General features: G+C 42.6%; 10 protein-coding genes. 5 read left to right on the top strand and 5 right to left on the bottom strand.

All coding sequences use genetic code 11. From position 1 onward, the window contains the following. Nucleotides 1-6: 6 nt before the first annotated feature. Nucleotides 7-891, bottom strand: a complete 885-nt coding sequence (gene yddG / locus GVX98_RS07045) for an aromatic amino acid DMT transporter YddG (protein WP_159127639.1) — start codon at nucleotides 889-891, stop codon at nucleotides 7-9. Nucleotides 892-1,063: 172 nt separating this feature from the next. Then, nucleotides 1,064-2,566 (bottom strand): PLP-dependent aminotransferase family protein, encoded by a 1,503-nt coding sequence (locus GVX98_RS07040; protein WP_159127638.1) that lies wholly within the window; start codon nucleotides 2,564-2,566, stop codon nucleotides 1,064-1,066. 109 nt (nucleotides 2,567-2,675) lie between these two features. Here GVX98_RS07040 and GVX98_RS07035 point away from each other — a divergent pair, with 109 nt between their 5' ends. Together GVX98_RS07035 and GVX98_RS07030 are read left to right on the top strand one after the other, a co-directional pair. Further along, a complete protein-coding gene (locus tag GVX98_RS07035; RefSeq protein WP_159127637.1) occupies nucleotides 2,676-3,320 on the top strand; it encodes an FMN-binding negative transcriptional regulator in 645 nt (214 codons plus the stop codon). A 45-nt stretch (nucleotides 3,321-3,365) separates the two neighbouring features. Beyond that, the gene (locus tag GVX98_RS07030; protein ID WP_159127636.1) at nucleotides 3,366-3,956 is read left to right on the top strand and encodes a GNAT family N-acetyltransferase; all 591 of its coding nucleotides are present in this window, start codon (nucleotides 3,366-3,368) and stop codon (nucleotides 3,954-3,956) included. A 136-nt stretch (nucleotides 3,957-4,092) separates the two neighbouring features. Here the strand turns inward: GVX98_RS07030 and GVX98_RS07025 are convergent, their stop codons facing one another. The 3 genes from GVX98_RS07025 to GVX98_RS07015 form a co-directional block, all read right to left on the bottom strand. Next, nucleotides 4,093-6,558, bottom strand: coding sequence for a TonB-dependent receptor (locus GVX98_RS07025; RefSeq protein WP_228716273.1), 2,466 nt, complete (start codon nucleotides 6,556-6,558; stop codon nucleotides 4,093-4,095). A gap of 99 nt (nucleotides 6,559-6,657) precedes the next feature. Next, on the bottom strand, nucleotides 6,658-7,614 hold the full coding sequence (locus GVX98_RS07020) for a FecR family protein (RefSeq protein WP_159127634.1): 957 nt from the start codon (nucleotides 7,612-7,614) through the stop codon (nucleotides 6,658-6,660). Nucleotides 7,615-7,634: 20 nt separating this feature from the next. Next, the gene (locus GVX98_RS07015; protein ID WP_087014265.1) at nucleotides 7,635-8,150 is read right to left on the bottom strand and encodes a sigma-70 family RNA polymerase sigma factor; all 516 of its coding nucleotides are present in this window, start codon (nucleotides 8,148-8,150) and stop codon (nucleotides 7,635-7,637) included. 296 nt (nucleotides 8,151-8,446) lie between these two features. Between GVX98_RS07015 and GVX98_RS07010 the strand changes: the two genes are divergently transcribed. Genes GVX98_RS07010 through GVX98_RS07000 form a run of 3 tightly spaced genes read left to right on the top strand, consistent with a single transcriptional unit; the run spans nucleotide 8,447 to nucleotide 15,876 of the window. Further along, on the top strand, nucleotides 8,447-9,655 hold the full coding sequence (locus GVX98_RS07010; RefSeq protein WP_159127633.1) for an efflux RND transporter periplasmic adaptor subunit: 1,209 nt from the start codon (nucleotides 8,447-8,449) through the stop codon (nucleotides 9,653-9,655). Nucleotides 9,656-9,658: 3 nt separating this feature from the next. Next, nucleotides 9,659-12,772: a multidrug efflux RND transporter permease subunit gene (locus tag GVX98_RS07005; protein WP_159127632.1), complete on the top strand. Its 3,114-nt coding sequence runs from the start codon at nucleotides 9,659-9,661 to the stop codon at nucleotides 12,770-12,772. Next, a complete protein-coding gene (locus tag GVX98_RS07000) occupies nucleotides 12,769-15,876 on the top strand; it encodes an efflux RND transporter permease subunit (RefSeq protein ID WP_159127631.1) in 3,108 nt (1,035 codons plus the stop codon). Before GVX98_RS07005 ends, GVX98_RS07000 begins: the two co-directional genes overlap by 4 nt. Nucleotides 15,877-15,884: the final 8 nt, after the last annotated feature.

Genomic DNA, 15,884 nt, shown 5'->3' with positions numbered 1-15,884 from the left:
AATCATTTATGCTATGGTTTTGGTCGAAACCCAACACAATAAAGCGCCGAGACAGACCATCAACGCGCCTTGCCAAAAACTGAAAGTTAAATGCGTACTTAAAATGACAGCGGAAACCACAGCAGAAAGCACAGGAATAAAATACGATGCTGCAGCCAATAGTGTGACATTGCCATGCAATATACCAATATTCCATGCACCATAGCCCATACCCATTGCAAAGGCTGCGAGGACTAAATAAATGGTGGGTTGCAGTTCAAAACTAAAAGTGCTTTCACCTAATAGCAACCATTTAACCCACAGCACAATTGAAACTAAAATGAAAAATAGCGTTACTCCATTTTTACCATTCGCCATTTTTGCGGTGAGGGTGCAATAAGACGCCCAAAGTACAGTGCCGAGCAATGCCAAACCATAGCTTAAAGGGTTATTTTGCACATTACTGAGCATGCCTTTAAAGCTTAATCCTTGATCACCGCCCAGCACCCAACATATACCGATCAAAGAGATTAAAAAGCCGGGTACGATGAGAAAATTGGCTTTTTGTTTATTAAATACAATCGCAAAAATGATGGTAAAGGTCGGCCACAGGTAGTTCACCATGCCAACTTCGATGGCTTGTCGACTACTGGTTGAGTAACCAATGGACAGGGCAAGGCAAATTTCATAAGAGACAAATAGCAAGCTCCCCCAAATCAGATAGCGAAGAGGAAATTCTTTTAATCGAGGCCAACCAAATAAGAGCAACAAAAAAACAGAGGCCAATGAGTAGATGAGGGCGGCTCCACCAATTGCTCCAAAGCTGTTGCTCACTTCTTTAATCAGAGCAATAATTAAACTCCATAATACAATGGCCGCCAGACCAATCCATGTTGCTTTCGTCGAGTTCATTTTGTTTGTAGTCTTTAACATATTCATTTAATTTGTAAATTCTGTTTAGCATTTCCATCGTCTGGTTTAAAACAAATTTACAGTGCAATTTTTAAGGTTACTGAGCGCTGCCGACATTATACGGAAAAATGGGGGTCAGCCGCTTATAAACCTGATGATGAATCACGTGAATTTACTCCACCTCAAGGGGTTGCTCATGCTGCTTGAGAATTCTTGCCAAGCTTTTTATAGCACGTTGTATTTGTATCAACTCAAAATCTCCTAAACCAAGTACTAAACCAGAGCGTTTACGTTCTAAGGAAAAGGTTGGCGAAACCGCTTTAATCGCGATACCCGCATCGAGTACAGCTTGAGCGATTTTCCGATCATCCATGTAATCTGCAAGCCAGAGCACCATATGCATGCCTTGATCTCCAGCTTGTAAATAGCCTAAGTGTTTTGGAATATAATGCTCAATCATGTCAATCAAATATCGACGGTTCTCTGCATAGACATTACGAATACGTCGAATATGACGTTCTAAATAACCTTCTTGAATAAAAGCAGCCAAAACATGCTGATCAGCAGAGGGAGGATGACGATCGATCAAAACACGCAATCCACAAAAAGGGGCGACCAACGCTTCGGGCAGTACAGCATAGCCGAGGCGCAGTGATGGGAACAGCACTTTGCTAAATGTCCCCAAATAGATGACTTGTTCAGGTGCTAACCCTTGCAAGGCTGGAAAAGGCTGGCCACTGTAGCGCAGTTCACTGTCATAATCGTCTTCAATAATCCAAGCGCTTTGCTGTTTGGCCCACGTGAGCAATGCTGTGCGTCTAGCTAAACTCATCGGCATGCCAATTGGGTATTGATGAGATGGGGTGACAAAAGCAGCTCGGGCATTGGGCGCGAGGTTTATACCTGTATCGACTTGAATTCCTTCTTCATCCACGGGAACACGAACAATGTGTAAGGGTTGTATTGAGTTTTCTAGTAGCGCCGTTGTACCGCGGTAGGCAGGGTCCTCGACCCAAACTTGGTCTTGTGCTTTAAATAGAATCTGACTACAGATATAGAGTGCCTGTTGGATGCCACTGATAATCACTATTTGCTCAGGTTCACAGTGTACAGAACGAGAGCGTCGTACATAGTCAGCAATCGCAACTCGTAAGGAAAATACACCTTGTGGGTCATCATAACCTGAGGGTGCACCTACTCCTCGAGCACGATAGCGGTTGCCAAATTTTCTCCAAATATCATTTGGTTGGGTGCGCCCAACAGGTACAGAGACTGCAAAAGGAAGATGGGGAAGCGGTTTAAATTCTTTCAATACTTCAGCATAGGCTTGAGCTGCAGGTGTTAGCTGAACGTGAGTAGGCTGAGTATTTCTCCGCTCCTGAGTTTGCTGAGACTTTGAATGCGATAAGGCATCTGAAACGAAAGTGCCTTGGCGCGCACGTGCCTCTAAAACCCCTTCAGCTAAGAGTTGATCATACGCTTCAATAATGGTGCCACGCGAAACACTTAATGTCATCGCCAATTCTCGCGATGAAGGTAAGGGATCGCCTGCTTGTAAATCACCATTTTGTACCGCTTGTCGCAAGGCTTGAATCAGTTGGGCGGCTATTTGTCCCTGCACTTTATTGAGTTTTGCGATAGAGGGAAGTTCTACGACTTTTGCCATTCTTGCCATAATTCTGGTCTACTCAAAGTAATACAAACTGGTACTTTTGAATAATCCAATTAAACCTGAGAATTTACAACAACAAATATAGCAACAATGAGCTCAAGGAGGCTGTGCCGTGTATATTCCAGCAGATTTTGAAGTGACTCAAATAGATGAGCTACATCAGCTCATACAGAATTATCCATTGGGTATTTTATTTACACATGGGATCAGTGGTTTAGACGCGAATCACTTACCCTTTGAATTACAAGCTGATAATACTGAATTTGGCATATTGCATGCCCATGTCTCTCGAAATAATCCTGTTTGGCAAGACCTGAAGAATGGCGATGAAGTGTTGGTGGTCTTTCGAGCTGGAGATGCGTATATCTCACCGCAGTGGTATCCCAGCAAACAAGAGCATCATCAGCAAGTACCGACATGGAACTATCGAGTGGTACATGCTTATGGTCGTGTGACTATTCGGGATGATGAGCGCTATGTACGCGGTGTGGTGGCACGTTTGACACGAACTCATGAAGCAACACAACCCGAGCCGTGGAAAATGTCGGATGCTCCGAAGGACTATCTTGAACCTATGCTAAAAGCAATTGTGGGGATCGAAATTGAAATTACTCAGTTGCAAGGCAAATCGAAACTCGGCCAAAACAAAGAACATCGAGATGTTCTGGGTGTAGCGAATGCACTGACAAAAACGGGACAGCTTGAGATAGCCGATGCAATGCATTTGATTGCAACATCAAAAATCAACTCGAACTAGCCACAGATGATCCAATTTAACGAATTGAAATATAAGGAGTGAGCCATGCAGTGCTTAAAACCTGTGGTTTTACAAGGTGAGAGAATTATATTAAAACCGCTTGAATTTGAACATGCACCAGCACTGTGTGAGTCAGTGCGTGATGGTGAGCTATGGAAACTGTGGTATACCCGCATTCCTTCACCTGAGCAGATGACGGCTGAAATCCAACGCCGCCTAGATTTACAGCGGCTGGGCACTATGTTGCCATTTACGGTTGAAGCACGAGACAGTGGTCGGCTGTTAGGGATGACGACTTTTATGAATATTGAAGCCGAGCACCGCCGTGTTGAAATTGGTTCAACATGGTATAGCCAGTCCGCGCAGCGTAGTTATGTCAATACGGAGTGTAAAAATCTTCTGCTTTCGCATGCATTTGATACTTTGAATTGTATTGCGGTTGAGTTCCGTACGTCTTCTTTTAATTTTAAAAGTCGGGCTGCGATTGAACGTTTAGGGGCAAAACTAGACGGGGTACTTAGAAGCCATCAAATTGTACAAAACGATATTTTAAGAGATACATATGTGTACAGTATTTTAAAAAGTGAATGGCCTGCGGTGCAGCAGCATTTGAGAGCGCTCTTGAGCAAGAAATAACGTTTTGTCTAGCCGACTCGTTTCATTAGAGAAAAATAATACATAAAAAAGCGGCATTACTTTCATATGAAAATAATGCCACTGTCTTAGAGCTAGATGATGTTCCTCATTAAGCAAGTTATTGACGTTACAAATTTTAATAACTTGCCTTTAGAGTTAAAAGGAAACTACGGGGTTCACCATAAAAATTACCATAACCCGGATAGCCAATAGTGCTGTAATAAGTTTTATCAAAAATATTATTTAGATTAAGTGCAATATTCCATTGAGGATTAATATCATAAGCCACACGTGCAGACCAAACAGCATAATTAGGTTGAACTAGTTCAATACTCGTCCATGCACCATCAAATTTTTGTGTCGCGGGATTGAATGCCCTGACTGAGCCACTAGCATAGGTTTTACTTTGTGCGATCACACCACCACCTACTTCCAAACCATCAAGGAATTGATCAAGTTGATATGTAGTCCAAATCTTGAGTAGGTTTTTAGGGGTGTAAGTGTTGTATGGATTGTCCGTATTGTCTTTTTTCTCATTTTTATTGTAGGTATATCCAACAGATAAATTCCAGTCTGGAGTAATATTGCCATTTAACTCAACATCGACACCCTTACTTTCCATGGTTCCTGTCCCGATATAACAACATGACGAGTTGCTATTTGGAATACTTGTCCATGTGTTATAAACTTTCTCCTTTTCTTTTTTAATATTGAAGTAGGCAATCGATGCAAGCAGATTTGAATTAATCTGATGTTTGATACCAAATTCAATATTTCGACCTGTTAAAGGGTCAAGTCCAGGGCCATCGGCTGCAACTAAATAATTACGTTGGTTTTTATAAATTTCAGCATAACTTGCATAAGTCGTTGTTGATGGGAAAATATCATACGTAATACCATAATAAGGAACAAAGGTTTTGTCTTCCGTATAAGTATTTCGAATATTGGTCTTATGATTGTCGATGGTTAATTCATCTTTAAAGGTATATCGGCCACCAATAATTAATGCTAAATCATCAATAGGTCGTACCTTTAAAGACCCATAAAATGCAGATTTATTACTTTCATTGGTATTGTTTACTTCCCAAGTAGCAGGTGGATAGTCCCATTCTGGAGGTGCAACACGGTCAAATGCATCGCCATCGGCATAATAAGTCCAGTTTTGTTTATAGTCTTTATGATTATTGGTATGGTCAATTCCTAAAATGATGTCGTGCTTTTGTTCAAATAGATTAAAACGTCCCTGTAAATTTAAATCTAAAGTTGTTTCCTTAAAGCTTGTATCATCTTGATAACGCCACCATTGGCTTTGGTGAGTATCGTAACTGACAGCACCTTCCATTTCTGCGCCATTAATAGCATCATCACCAATATTGTGGCGAACATTGAACTGTGCTTTCCAGTCGTCGTTGATTTGGTGTTGTAGATTGGCAAAAAGAGCAATGTTTTCACGCTCTACCCAGCTCCATGGTGCACCCATTGTCGTACTGCGTGGTAAATTTAAATCTGCACCATCTTCCCAACGCGGCAAGCTTGCATTAAAGGCATCAGTTTTATCTTTTTGATAGCTTAGACCTGTAAAGAGGGTAGTTTCTGGTAATAAGTCAAAGCTTAATGCACCATAGATCATTTCACGACGGTTATGAGTTGGTTTGTAGAAAAAGTCCTGATCTTGAAAAACTGTGACCAAACGACCTTTAATACTTTGATCTTGTGTTAATGAACCAGTAGCATCTAACTCTGTATGATAGTTATTCCAGCTACCTGCAGAAATGGTTCCATTAATAGCTGTTTCGGCTTTTGGCCTTTTTGATGTCAAGTTAATGACACCTCCAGCTTCACCTGCTCCAAATAATCCATCCGCGCCACGTAGTACCTCTACGGACTCATATTGCGCTAAATCTGCACTATTACTTCGGTCTTGTAGGCTAGATGCACTACCCCCATCATAACGAATATTTTCGATCTTTAGACCACGTGCACTATAGTTATTATTCAACCAGAGTTGTTCACGTGTCACACCGGTTGTTTGTACCATCACATCATCAAGCGTTTTTAAGCCTTGCTCATCAATACGCTGCCGAGACATGACTGTCACGGATTGGGGAATATCTTTAATATTCTGAGCTTGCTTTCCAACATTTGTTACATTTTGATCAGTTGCTTTTAAAGAAATAGTTGCGAGCTGAGCAGTTCCATCTGCACTGGTCACTTGACTACTGTTTGCACGCGAAGCGTTATTGGCTTGACTATGAATGGCTTCAAGTTGAACTTCTCTTGTTTGAGCTTGAACTCGTTGTTTTGCTTGAATACTATAACCGCCATTGTTGACTTTTACTGCAACCAAAGCATGAGGTTGTAATAATGCAGCCAATGCTTGATCGACTGCATAATTACCTTTTAGCGACTTAGCTTGCAAATTTGAGAGGGTCTTTGAGTCATAGCTGATGGTAGTCCCTGTTTGGATTGCGAGTTGTTTTAGCGCCTCATCTAAAGGGAGATTAGTAATGTTCACAGGATACGTTGTGGCAGCATAAACAGCAGTAGTAGCGAAGCTTCCTGCCATCAGTGGCATGCCCCATAAAACTGCGCGAATAGCCATCGCTAATCTACTTTTTGCCTGATAATCCTTCATGCGGTGTTCTCGACTGGGAGTGTATTTCTGTATAAGTCGAGTCAGCTCAAAAAAAGGGTCAAATTTTTATCTTTTTTTTATTTTTAATAAATAAGCGCTGTAATAATCTAATTCAAGCTGATGGGTATAGGCCAAGTTCTCTAGACTTTGCTTTGGGTTTTTTAATGAAAACACCCCTGAAACATGAACTTTTTCTAACTCAGGATCGATAAAATAGGTTCCATTTTGATAACGGTACAATTCATCTAGCACTTTTTTAAGTGGCCATTGCTCCACAACCAGTAGATGTTGCGTCCAATACGGTTGCTCATTCTTCAGTGGATTGATGGCTGAAATTGTATCGGCATCAAAACTGGTACGTTGGCCTTGTTGTAAAAGTTTTCGTGTAGTTGTTTCAGCAGGATATAAAGCTACCGCATGTTCATAAACTTTGACTTTAGTGCGATATTCGTCTTCTTGGCGAACTGTAAACTGTGTACCTAAGGCTTCAATCTTTCCATCTTTGGTTGTGACTATAAATGGGCGATGCTTCGGATCTTTTGCCGTCTGAATATAAATCTCACCTTCAACCAATTCAACTTGTCTGGTTTGTTTTGAAAAGTCGATATTGACATAACTATTACTGGCTAAAATCAGCTTCGTGCCGTCAGTCAAAGGCACTATTTTAATTTCACCCACTTGGGTGTGGTAGTCGGCTTGCCACTTTGCCCAAGGCATACTATATGCACTTAAACCAAGGACTAAAAAGCCTGATAGCCCAAACAGCATATTGTGTTTTAAAGAAGTATTAAATTTTTGCTTAGACTCTACTAATGCATCAGGTTGGAAAGATGAAGGTAAACCTGATAAACCTTGTGTAAAACGTTCGATTTGTGAAATAGCTAAAGCATGTTCCTTACTTTCAGACTTCCATTGCTCAAATTGTTGTAGCTGTATTTCGGTGATTTCCCCAGAGTGAATCAGCACCAGCCAATCAGCGGCTGCATCTAAGATACTTTCAGGTAGGGGTGAAGGCTGTGACATAGCAGTTGTAAGGAAATCGATTAGTCGGTTGGATTATAAAGACTTATACAGGCTAAAAAAGCCTGCTTCATATCTCTTTTTACCGTTGCTTCAGAAATATTCAGCTTTTCGCTAATCGCTCGATAGGTCAGACCATCTAACTGAGACAACAAAAAGACCTGAGATGTACGTGTTGGTAGCTTCTCAAGCATACGATGAACCTGATATAAGGTTTCTCGAATGCACACCTCATGTTCTGCCGAAGGGTAGTAGTTTTCTGGTAATTGTGCCAACGCATCTAAATATAACCTTTCAACATGCTGATGCCGCCAGTGGTCAATGATCACATGTTTAGCAATACCCATGAGCCATGCTTGAGGCTCTTTAATTTTTTCAAAACAATATTCACTTTTCAGAGCACGATAAAACACTTCCTGACTCAGGTCTTCAGACTGATGGTGGTGTTGCAGTTTGTGTTTGAACCATGACAACAAGGTTGTTTGATGGGTGTTGTAGAGATGACTAAACCACAATTTTTTTTGGACATTTAAGTTCATATTTTTAACTCATGACCCTAGAACAATATCCTGAATCTCAGCAGTAAAAGTGGGATAAAGAAATGAAAGGTTGAATATTAATGATAATCATTATTAAATGCAATTACAAATAGCAACATTTAGCGTGAGCTGTTTTTTGTTTTCATCCGTCTTATTAATAGATATGCGTGATTTGGGATAGGAAGTTTCAATTTTTTAAATACTTAATTTGATCAAATTTTAAAAAATTGTATGGATCTTTCGATTTTGAACAGTATGTGTTGGGCGAGAATTTTTTGTAATGAATAGGAAATGTAATGAGTGAGCCATTGAACAATAACAACCCAACAAAACATTTTCTTAATCGTCGAACACTTTGGATTGGATTCATCATTGTCATTTTATTGTTAGGCATGGGAGGGCTGTATTGGAAAAAAGCTATGTCTCAACCTAGCGAAGAATATAGTCAATGGGATAAACCTGTCCCTGTGCGTGTTGTGCCTGTGCAGCGACAAGATCTGCAGGTGGAAATTAAAGCCATCGGTACAGTTGTTCCGACCCATACAGTGAATGTTCAAACTCAGGTTTCGGGTGTTCTCAAGCAGATTTATTTTAAAGAAGGTCAGACTGTCCAGAAAGGACAACTTCTTGCTCAAGTTGACCCTGCGCCATTTCAGTTAGCTCTGGCACAAGCAGAGGGGACACAACAGCAAAACTTAGCTCAACTACTAAATGCAGAAACTGAGTTAGCACGTTATCAACTGCTGTTTAAGCAAGACTCAATTGCTAAACAACAAGTTGAGCAACAGCTCGCTTTAGTCAATCAGTTGAAAGGGCAAATACAGGCCAATCGTGCACAGGTAGATGCAGCCAAATTACAATTGTCTTATACCAAAATTTATTCACCGATTAATGGTCGAGTTGGTTTTCAGCAGAAAGATGCGGGTAATTTAATTCAGGCCAATGACACGACAGGTTTGGTTAGCATCACCCAAGTTCATCCCATTTATGTACAATTTTCAGTTGCTGAACATGATTTGGCTCATTTGCGTAACAACATGAAACAGGGACATCAAATACCAGTCAAGGCATGGGATAAAGCAGAACAAAAGCAACTTGCGGTTGGGCATGTACAGGCTTTGGATAACCAGATTGATGCCAATACAGGCACATTAAAGATCAAGGCAATTTTTGATAATCGTGATGATGTTTTATTTCCTAATCAGTTTGTCAATGTTCGTTTAAATGCACATACCGTTCAAGATGCCATCAGTATTCCAAGTGACGCCGTGCAACATGGGGCCAAAGGCACCTATGTGTATATTGTTAATTCGCAGAAAAAAGCAGAAATTCGTATGCTCACCCTTGGCTTAAGTTCTAATGGGCAGATTCAAGTTTTAACTGGCTTAAATGGTACGGAGCAGGTGGTTTTAGAAGGGATTGACCGTCTTGCAGAAGGCAAAGAAGTTCAAATTGTCTCGGATCAACCTGAAGCGATGGCCACATCAAAACCTGCTGTTGGATAAGACATGAATATTTCAAAGTTCTTTATTGTCCGTCCAGTTGCAACCACGTTGTTGATGCTGGCATTGCTGTTTAGTGGGTTATTGGTTTGGCGGCTTTTGCCAGTGTCGGCTTTACCACAGGTCGACTACCCCATTATTCAGGTTTATACCTTTCAGCCTGGGGCAAACCCTGACACGGTACAACGGACTATCACCGCACCGCTTGAACGGGAAATGGGCAAAATTGCGGGCTTAAAGCAAATGTCTTCGCAGAGTTCTGTCGGAGCATCTGTCATTACCTTACAGTTTGAGTTAAGTGCTGAACTGGGTGTAGTGGAGCAAGAAGTACAATCTGCACTAAGTACTGCCAGCAGTAAATTGCCAAGTGATTTGCCAACGCCACCTGTATATCGAAAGGTCAATCCAGCCGATGTACCTGTCATTACATTAGCGATTAGTTCAGAGACTTTACCCCTCACCACGGTCTATGACATGGTGGATACTAGGGTGGCACAAAAGCTGTCTCAACTCACGGGTGTGGGTATGGTGAGCCTTGCTGGTGGGCAACGGCCAGCAATACGGGTGCAAATAAATCCTGCTGTGCTTGCTGCTTATAAAATGAGTGCCGAAGATGTCCGCACCGCAATCAATGCGGCCAATGCCAGTCAACCCAAAGGCAGTTTTGATGGGCCATATCGCAGTACTATGCTAGATGCCAATGATCAAATCCGTTCAATTGGCGACTATGAAAGCCTCATTTTACGCTGGAATAACGGTGCTCCGATTCGATTAAAAGATGTGGCACAGGTGATTGAAGGTAGTGAAGACCGCTATATGGCGGCATGGGCAGACAGTCAAGCCGCCATTTTGGTGAATGTACAGCGTCAACCGAATGCCAACGTGATTCAAGTGGCCGATCAGATTAAACAGTTGTTGCCTGAGCTGCAAAAGAACCTACCCGACAATGTCAAAATTCGAGTACTGACCGATTGTACTGAGAGTATTCGTAGTTCGATCCACGATGTTCAAAAGGAATTGGTTTTTGCAGTTTGTTTAGTGGTGATGGTGACTTTTCTCTTTCTAAGAAATTTATCAGCCACCATTATTCCGAGTATTGCTGTTCCGCTGTCAATCATTGGTACGTTTGTACTGATGTATTTTTTAGGTTTTTCAGTCAATAACCTGACCTTAATGGCACTGACCATTGCCACAGGCTTTGTGGTGGATGATGCGATTGTGATGTTGGAAAATATTGCACGACATCGTGAAGCGGGTGAAAGCCTAATGCAAGCGGCATTCAAAGGGTCGAAGGAAATAGGTTTTACGCTCATTTCTTTAACCATTTCATTGATTGCTGTTCTCATTCCACTGTTATTTATGGGCGATGTGGTGGGCCGATTGTTCCATGAGTTTGCAGTGACTTTGGCGGCTGCAATAGCAATTTCTCTAGTGGTCTCTTTAACCTTAACGCCGATGATGTGTGCTTATTTGCTCAAAGGCAAAGCGTCATTAAAAGAAGCAGAGCATCAAACTTCAGCCAATAGATGGAGTCTGGATGGCATCATTCAGCAGTATGGAAAAGCTTTGCAATGGGTATTTCAGCATCAAACCCTGACACTGGCCGTTATGCTGAGTACAGTGTTACTCGCAGGTTTTTTGTATTGGATGATTCCGAAAGGCTTTTTCCCTGTGCAGGACAGTGGCGTTATCCAAGTGGTGACCGAAGCACCAGATGATATTTCATTTCAAGCCATGAGTGAGCGCCAGCAAGCACTAGCGGCTGAAATTGTAAAAGATCCCGCTGTTGAAAGCCTGTCTTCGTTTCTTGGCATTGATGCCAATAACCCGAAACTTAGTAATGGCCGAATTCTTATTAACTTAAAGTCACATGCTGAACGAGAGGGTGCAGATCAAGTCATGGCACGTCTGCGTGGAGAGTTGGGTCATGTTCAGGGTATTCGTGCTTGGATGCAACCTGTGCAAGAGTTGAGTATTGAAGATAAAATTAGTCGAACTCAATATCAGCTCAGTTTGACGTCAGCAAAAAACACAGACTTGGCGTTATGGACACCTGTTTTGGTAGATGCTTTACGCCAACAACCTGAGTTTGCAGAGGTGAGTAGCGAAGACGGTGGGCAAGGCTTACAGGCGTATATTGATGTCAATCGAGATGCAGCAGCGAGATTCGGCTTAACGGTAGAAGACATTAGCTTGGCTTTGCAAAATCTATTTGCACAGCGGCAAATTGCGACTCTATATACCCAGTCAAATCAGTACCGCATTGTCTTAGAACTTGCGCCAGAATTAACTCAAGGGATACAAGCTTTAGAGCAAACCTATATCCATAATGCCAGCGGAGAACCGATTTTACTCAGTTCTGTGGCAAGCATTGTGCAAAAACGAGTCCCGATTATTTTACAGCAGCAATCTCAATTTCCTGCCAACGGTATTTCTTTTAACCTTGTAACAGGCGTGGCTTTGGGAGATGCCATCCAAGCCATTCAACGTGTAGAACAGCAGCTCAATTTACCTGCTGAAGTTAAACTTCAGCTACAAGGGGCTGCTGCTGCATTTGAAAACTCGCAACAGCATACCTTTTGGCTGGTGATCGCCGCGATTGTGACCATGTATATCGTGCTTGGGATGTTGTATGAGAGCTTTATTCATCCCATCACTATTCTTTCAACCTTACCATCTGCGGCAATTGGTGCTTTATTGGCGCTGTTTATGGTCGGTCGACCACTCGATATGATTGCTTTAATCGGCATTATTTTACTGATCGGCTTGGTGAAGAAAAACGGCATCATGATGGTGGACTTTGCTTTGGCAGCACAGCGACAAGAGGGTCTTTCACCTCAGCAAGCGATTTATCAGGCGGCGTTGATGCGATTCCGCCCCATTTTAATGACGACATTGGCGGCATTGGTCGGTGCTATTCCACTCATGTTGGCATCAGGCTCTGGAGCTGAATTACGTCAGCCTCTAGGGATTGTCATGGTCGGTGGTTTGATTTTAAGTCAGGTACTGACGCTATTTACCACGCCTGTGGTTTATTTATTTTTTGATCGTTTACAGCATGCTTTTCAAAAGCCGCAGCTACCTTTAGCTGAACTTGATGAATCAAGGAGCAAGCTTTGAAATTGCTCTCTGCTTTGGTTCATCGTCCTGTTGCCAGTATGTTACTGGGCATCGCAATTGTGTTGCTTGGCGTATTGGCGTATTTCCGCTTACCCGTGGCGTCCTTACCTCAGGCAGATATTCCGACCATTGTGGTGCGGGCCAGTTTACCTGGGGCAAGTCCTGAAAGTATGTCGGCGACGGTTGCAACACCTTTAGAACGGGCCATGATGGGCGTTTCTGGGGTAAAAGCGATTAATTCCTCTAGTAGTCAAAATGCAACGCAAGTGACTTTGCACTTTGACTTAGATACCGATATCAATGAAGCGGCACGAGAAGTACAAGCTGCCATTAATGTTGCAATGTCGCAACTTCCATCAGGAATGCCTAGCCCTCCTGAATATTTCAAGGTTAATCCAAGCCAAAGTCCAATTTTTTATTTGGCATTGAGTTCAGCGCATTTATCTGCGGGTAAATTATATGAAATTGCCAGCAATCAACTCCAGCCCAATCTTGCGCAGATGAGTGGCGTCGGTGAGGTTGAAATTGATGGCGCGTCTATGCCTGCGGTGCGGATTACTTTAAATCCGAATGCACTCATTGCACAGGGCGTTTCATTGGAACAAGTCCGTACTGCAATTGAAAAAAGTAATACAGTACAAGCGTCGGGCGTAGTTGAAACCGATCAACTTCGTTGGCAAGTTGCACTGTCGAATGATTTAAAACAAGCGCAAGATTTTGCCAACTTGGTGATTCATCGTAATGCTCAAGCAATCGTACGTTTAAAAGATGTGGCCGAGGTGCAAGATTCTGTTGAAAACCGCTATGTCAGTGGTTTTCATAATGGTCATCCTGCGGTGATTATCAAAATCAGCCGTCAACCCAATGCCAATACCGTGGCGACCATTGATCAAATCAAAGAAAAACTGCCTGAATTAAAATCACTGATTCCTGCAGATGCACAGTTGACTACGGTGATGGATGGTTCTGAAATCATTCGCACAGGCTTAGCAGAAGCCCGCGATACACTGTTGTTTTCCATGCTGTTGGTCATTATTGTCGTTGCCTTAATGTTAGGGCGTATGCAAAGTGCTCTTGTGCCAAGTATTGCCATGCTGGTGACTTTGGTCGGGGCGTGTAGTTTGGTGTATTTGGCAGGTTTCTCGCTCAATAACCTCTCCATTATGGCGGTCATTGTCGCTATAGGATTGGTGGTGGATGATGCGATTGTGGTGCTAGAAAATATTGAGCGTCATATTGAGCAGGGGGAGTCTCCTGTACAGGCTGCCATTAAAGGGATTCAGGAGGTGGGGTTGACTTTAGTGGCCATGAATTTGGCTTTGGTGGTGATTTTCATTTCAGTGCTGTTTATGGGCGGTGTGATTGAGCGGCTTTTCCGCGAATTTTCACTGACCTTAGTTTTTATTGTGGTGTTATCCATTTTTGTTTCTTTGGTGCTAACACCAAGCTTATCTGCACGCTGTTTAAAACCGTTAAAGAGCGACCAACATCAGCCTTTCTATCAATTTAGCCATAGTTGCATGCAGCAGTTCAATCATGCTTATTTAACATCTTTAAAATGGATGCTAGCACATGGCTATATCGTGATTTTATTTTGGCTAGGTGCGATTGGGGCTTCATTCTATGTTTATCAGCACCTGCCTAAACGGGTATTACCTGAGCAGGATACAGGACGGGTTGAGGCTTTCATTCGTGGTGATGACGGGTTTTCTTTTCAAATTATGCAACCCAAAATTGCAGCCTTTAGTGAAAGCTTGTTGAGTGACCCTGCTGTAAAAGATGTGGTTGGAACCTCAGGCGGAGCAGGTGGAACCACCAATTCTTTTTTCATGGTGAGTTTAAAACCCAAAGCAGAGCGTGAGGGGAAAAGCTCGCATGCCATTGTCGAGCGTATGAAACAAAATGCGCCGTGGCAGGCTGGGGCAATTTTCTCAGCACGTGTGGCACAAGAATTAGAACTAGATGATCCTTTTTCAAGTGGCAGTGGTCAAGACTATATGCTGTTGCTACAGTCAGATGATGTTGCACAGCTGCGCCAATGGGTGCCGAAAGTTGCGCAGGCCATGCAAAAACTACCTGAACTTGAAGAAGTGGAAACCATGGGGGATGAAGGCGCGCAGCATGTCACCCTAGATGTAGACCGTGAAGCGGCACGCCGTTTGGGCGTTGATATTGAAAGCATTTCGAGCGTACTGAACAACTCATTTTCACAGCGCCAGATTTCAACCATTTATGATCAAACCCAACAGTTTCATGTGGTCATGGAGGTAGATAGGCACTTCACGGAACATCCTGAATCCTTAGCCAATGTACAAGTCCCTAATAAAGTTGGACAGGCTGTGCCGCTACGTAACTTTGCGACATGGTCTTATGGAATTACCAATGATCGAGTGTATAGACGTAATCAATATGCCGCGATGGGTATTGGTTATGTGGTGAAACAGGGCTATAGCTATGAACAGGCCGATGCCGCGATCCGATCTGTCTTAACTGAAGTGATGTTGCCAAACAACGTTTTTATGACCACGGATAAAGACGTAGAAGCAGAAAGTTTACAAGCGGGCTTAAGTACTCCCTTACTGATTCTTGCAGTGATTTTGTTGATTTATATCGTGCTTGGGGTGACCTATGAAAGTGTGGTTCATCCGTTAACGATTTTATCGACCATACCCGCTGTGGCTTTGGGCGCACTGTTGACCTTATGGGTATTTAACTTTGAGTTTACCCTGATTGCATTGTTGGGCATGTTTTTACTGATTGGTATCGTGGTGAAAAATGCCATTTTATTGATTGATTTTACTTTATATGAACGGCGTGCAGGAAAGTCAGCATATCAAGCTGTAATGTCTGCGGCGGCTCTGCGTTTTCGCCCGATCTTGATGACCAATACCGCAGCATTATTGGGTGCAATTCCGCTGGCTTGTAGTTGGGGTGAGGGGGCTGAGTTACGTCAGCCTTTGGGTGTGGTCATTGTGGGCGGCTTAGCGCTTGGGCAGCTCTTAACTTTGTACACAACGCCTGTTTTGTATTTGCTCTTTGAAAAATGGGCTGAATCTTGTTCGAGATTTAAACGTAAATTTGTGCTGCAAAGCTTAGGCAAATAGATAAAGAA

This window comes from Acinetobacter sp. 8I-beige (assembly GCF_902505955.1).
GTDB classification, from domain to species: Bacteria; Pseudomonadota; Gammaproteobacteria; order Pseudomonadales; family Moraxellaceae; genus Acinetobacter; species Acinetobacter johnsonii.
The sequence above is the reverse complement of the archived record's forward strand: the minus strand, read 5'-3'. Positions and strand labels throughout refer to the sequence as shown.

Excerpts from the sequence above, each read along its gene's own strand:
- GVX98_RS07010 (WP_159127633.1), top strand. The coding sequence starts at position 8,447 with ATGAGTGAGCCATTGAACAATAACAACCCAACAAAACATTTTCTTAAT.
- GVX98_RS07030 (WP_159127636.1), top strand. The coding sequence starts at position 3,366 with ATGCAGTGCTTAAAACCTGTGGTTTTACAAGGTGAGAGAATTATATTA.
- GVX98_RS07025 (WP_228716273.1), bottom strand. The coding sequence starts at position 6,558 with ATGGCTATTCGCGCAGTTTTATGGGGCATGCCACTGATGGCAGGAAGC.
- GVX98_RS07040 (WP_159127638.1), bottom strand. The coding sequence starts at position 2,566 with ATGGCAAGAATGGCAAAAGTCGTAGAACTTCCCTCTATCGCAAAACTC.
- GVX98_RS07020 (WP_159127634.1), bottom strand. The coding sequence starts at position 7,614 with ATGTCACAGCCTTCACCCCTACCTGAAAGTATCTTAGATGCAGCCGCT.
- GVX98_RS07005 (WP_159127632.1), top strand. The coding sequence starts at position 9,659 with ATGAATATTTCAAAGTTCTTTATTGTCCGTCCAGTTGCAACCACGTTG.
- yddG (WP_159127639.1), bottom strand. The coding sequence starts at position 891 with ATGAACTCGACGAAAGCAACATGGATTGGTCTGGCGGCCATTGTATTA.
- GVX98_RS07015 (WP_087014265.1), bottom strand. The coding sequence starts at position 8,150 with ATGAACTTAAATGTCCAAAAAAAATTGTGGTTTAGTCATCTCTACAAC.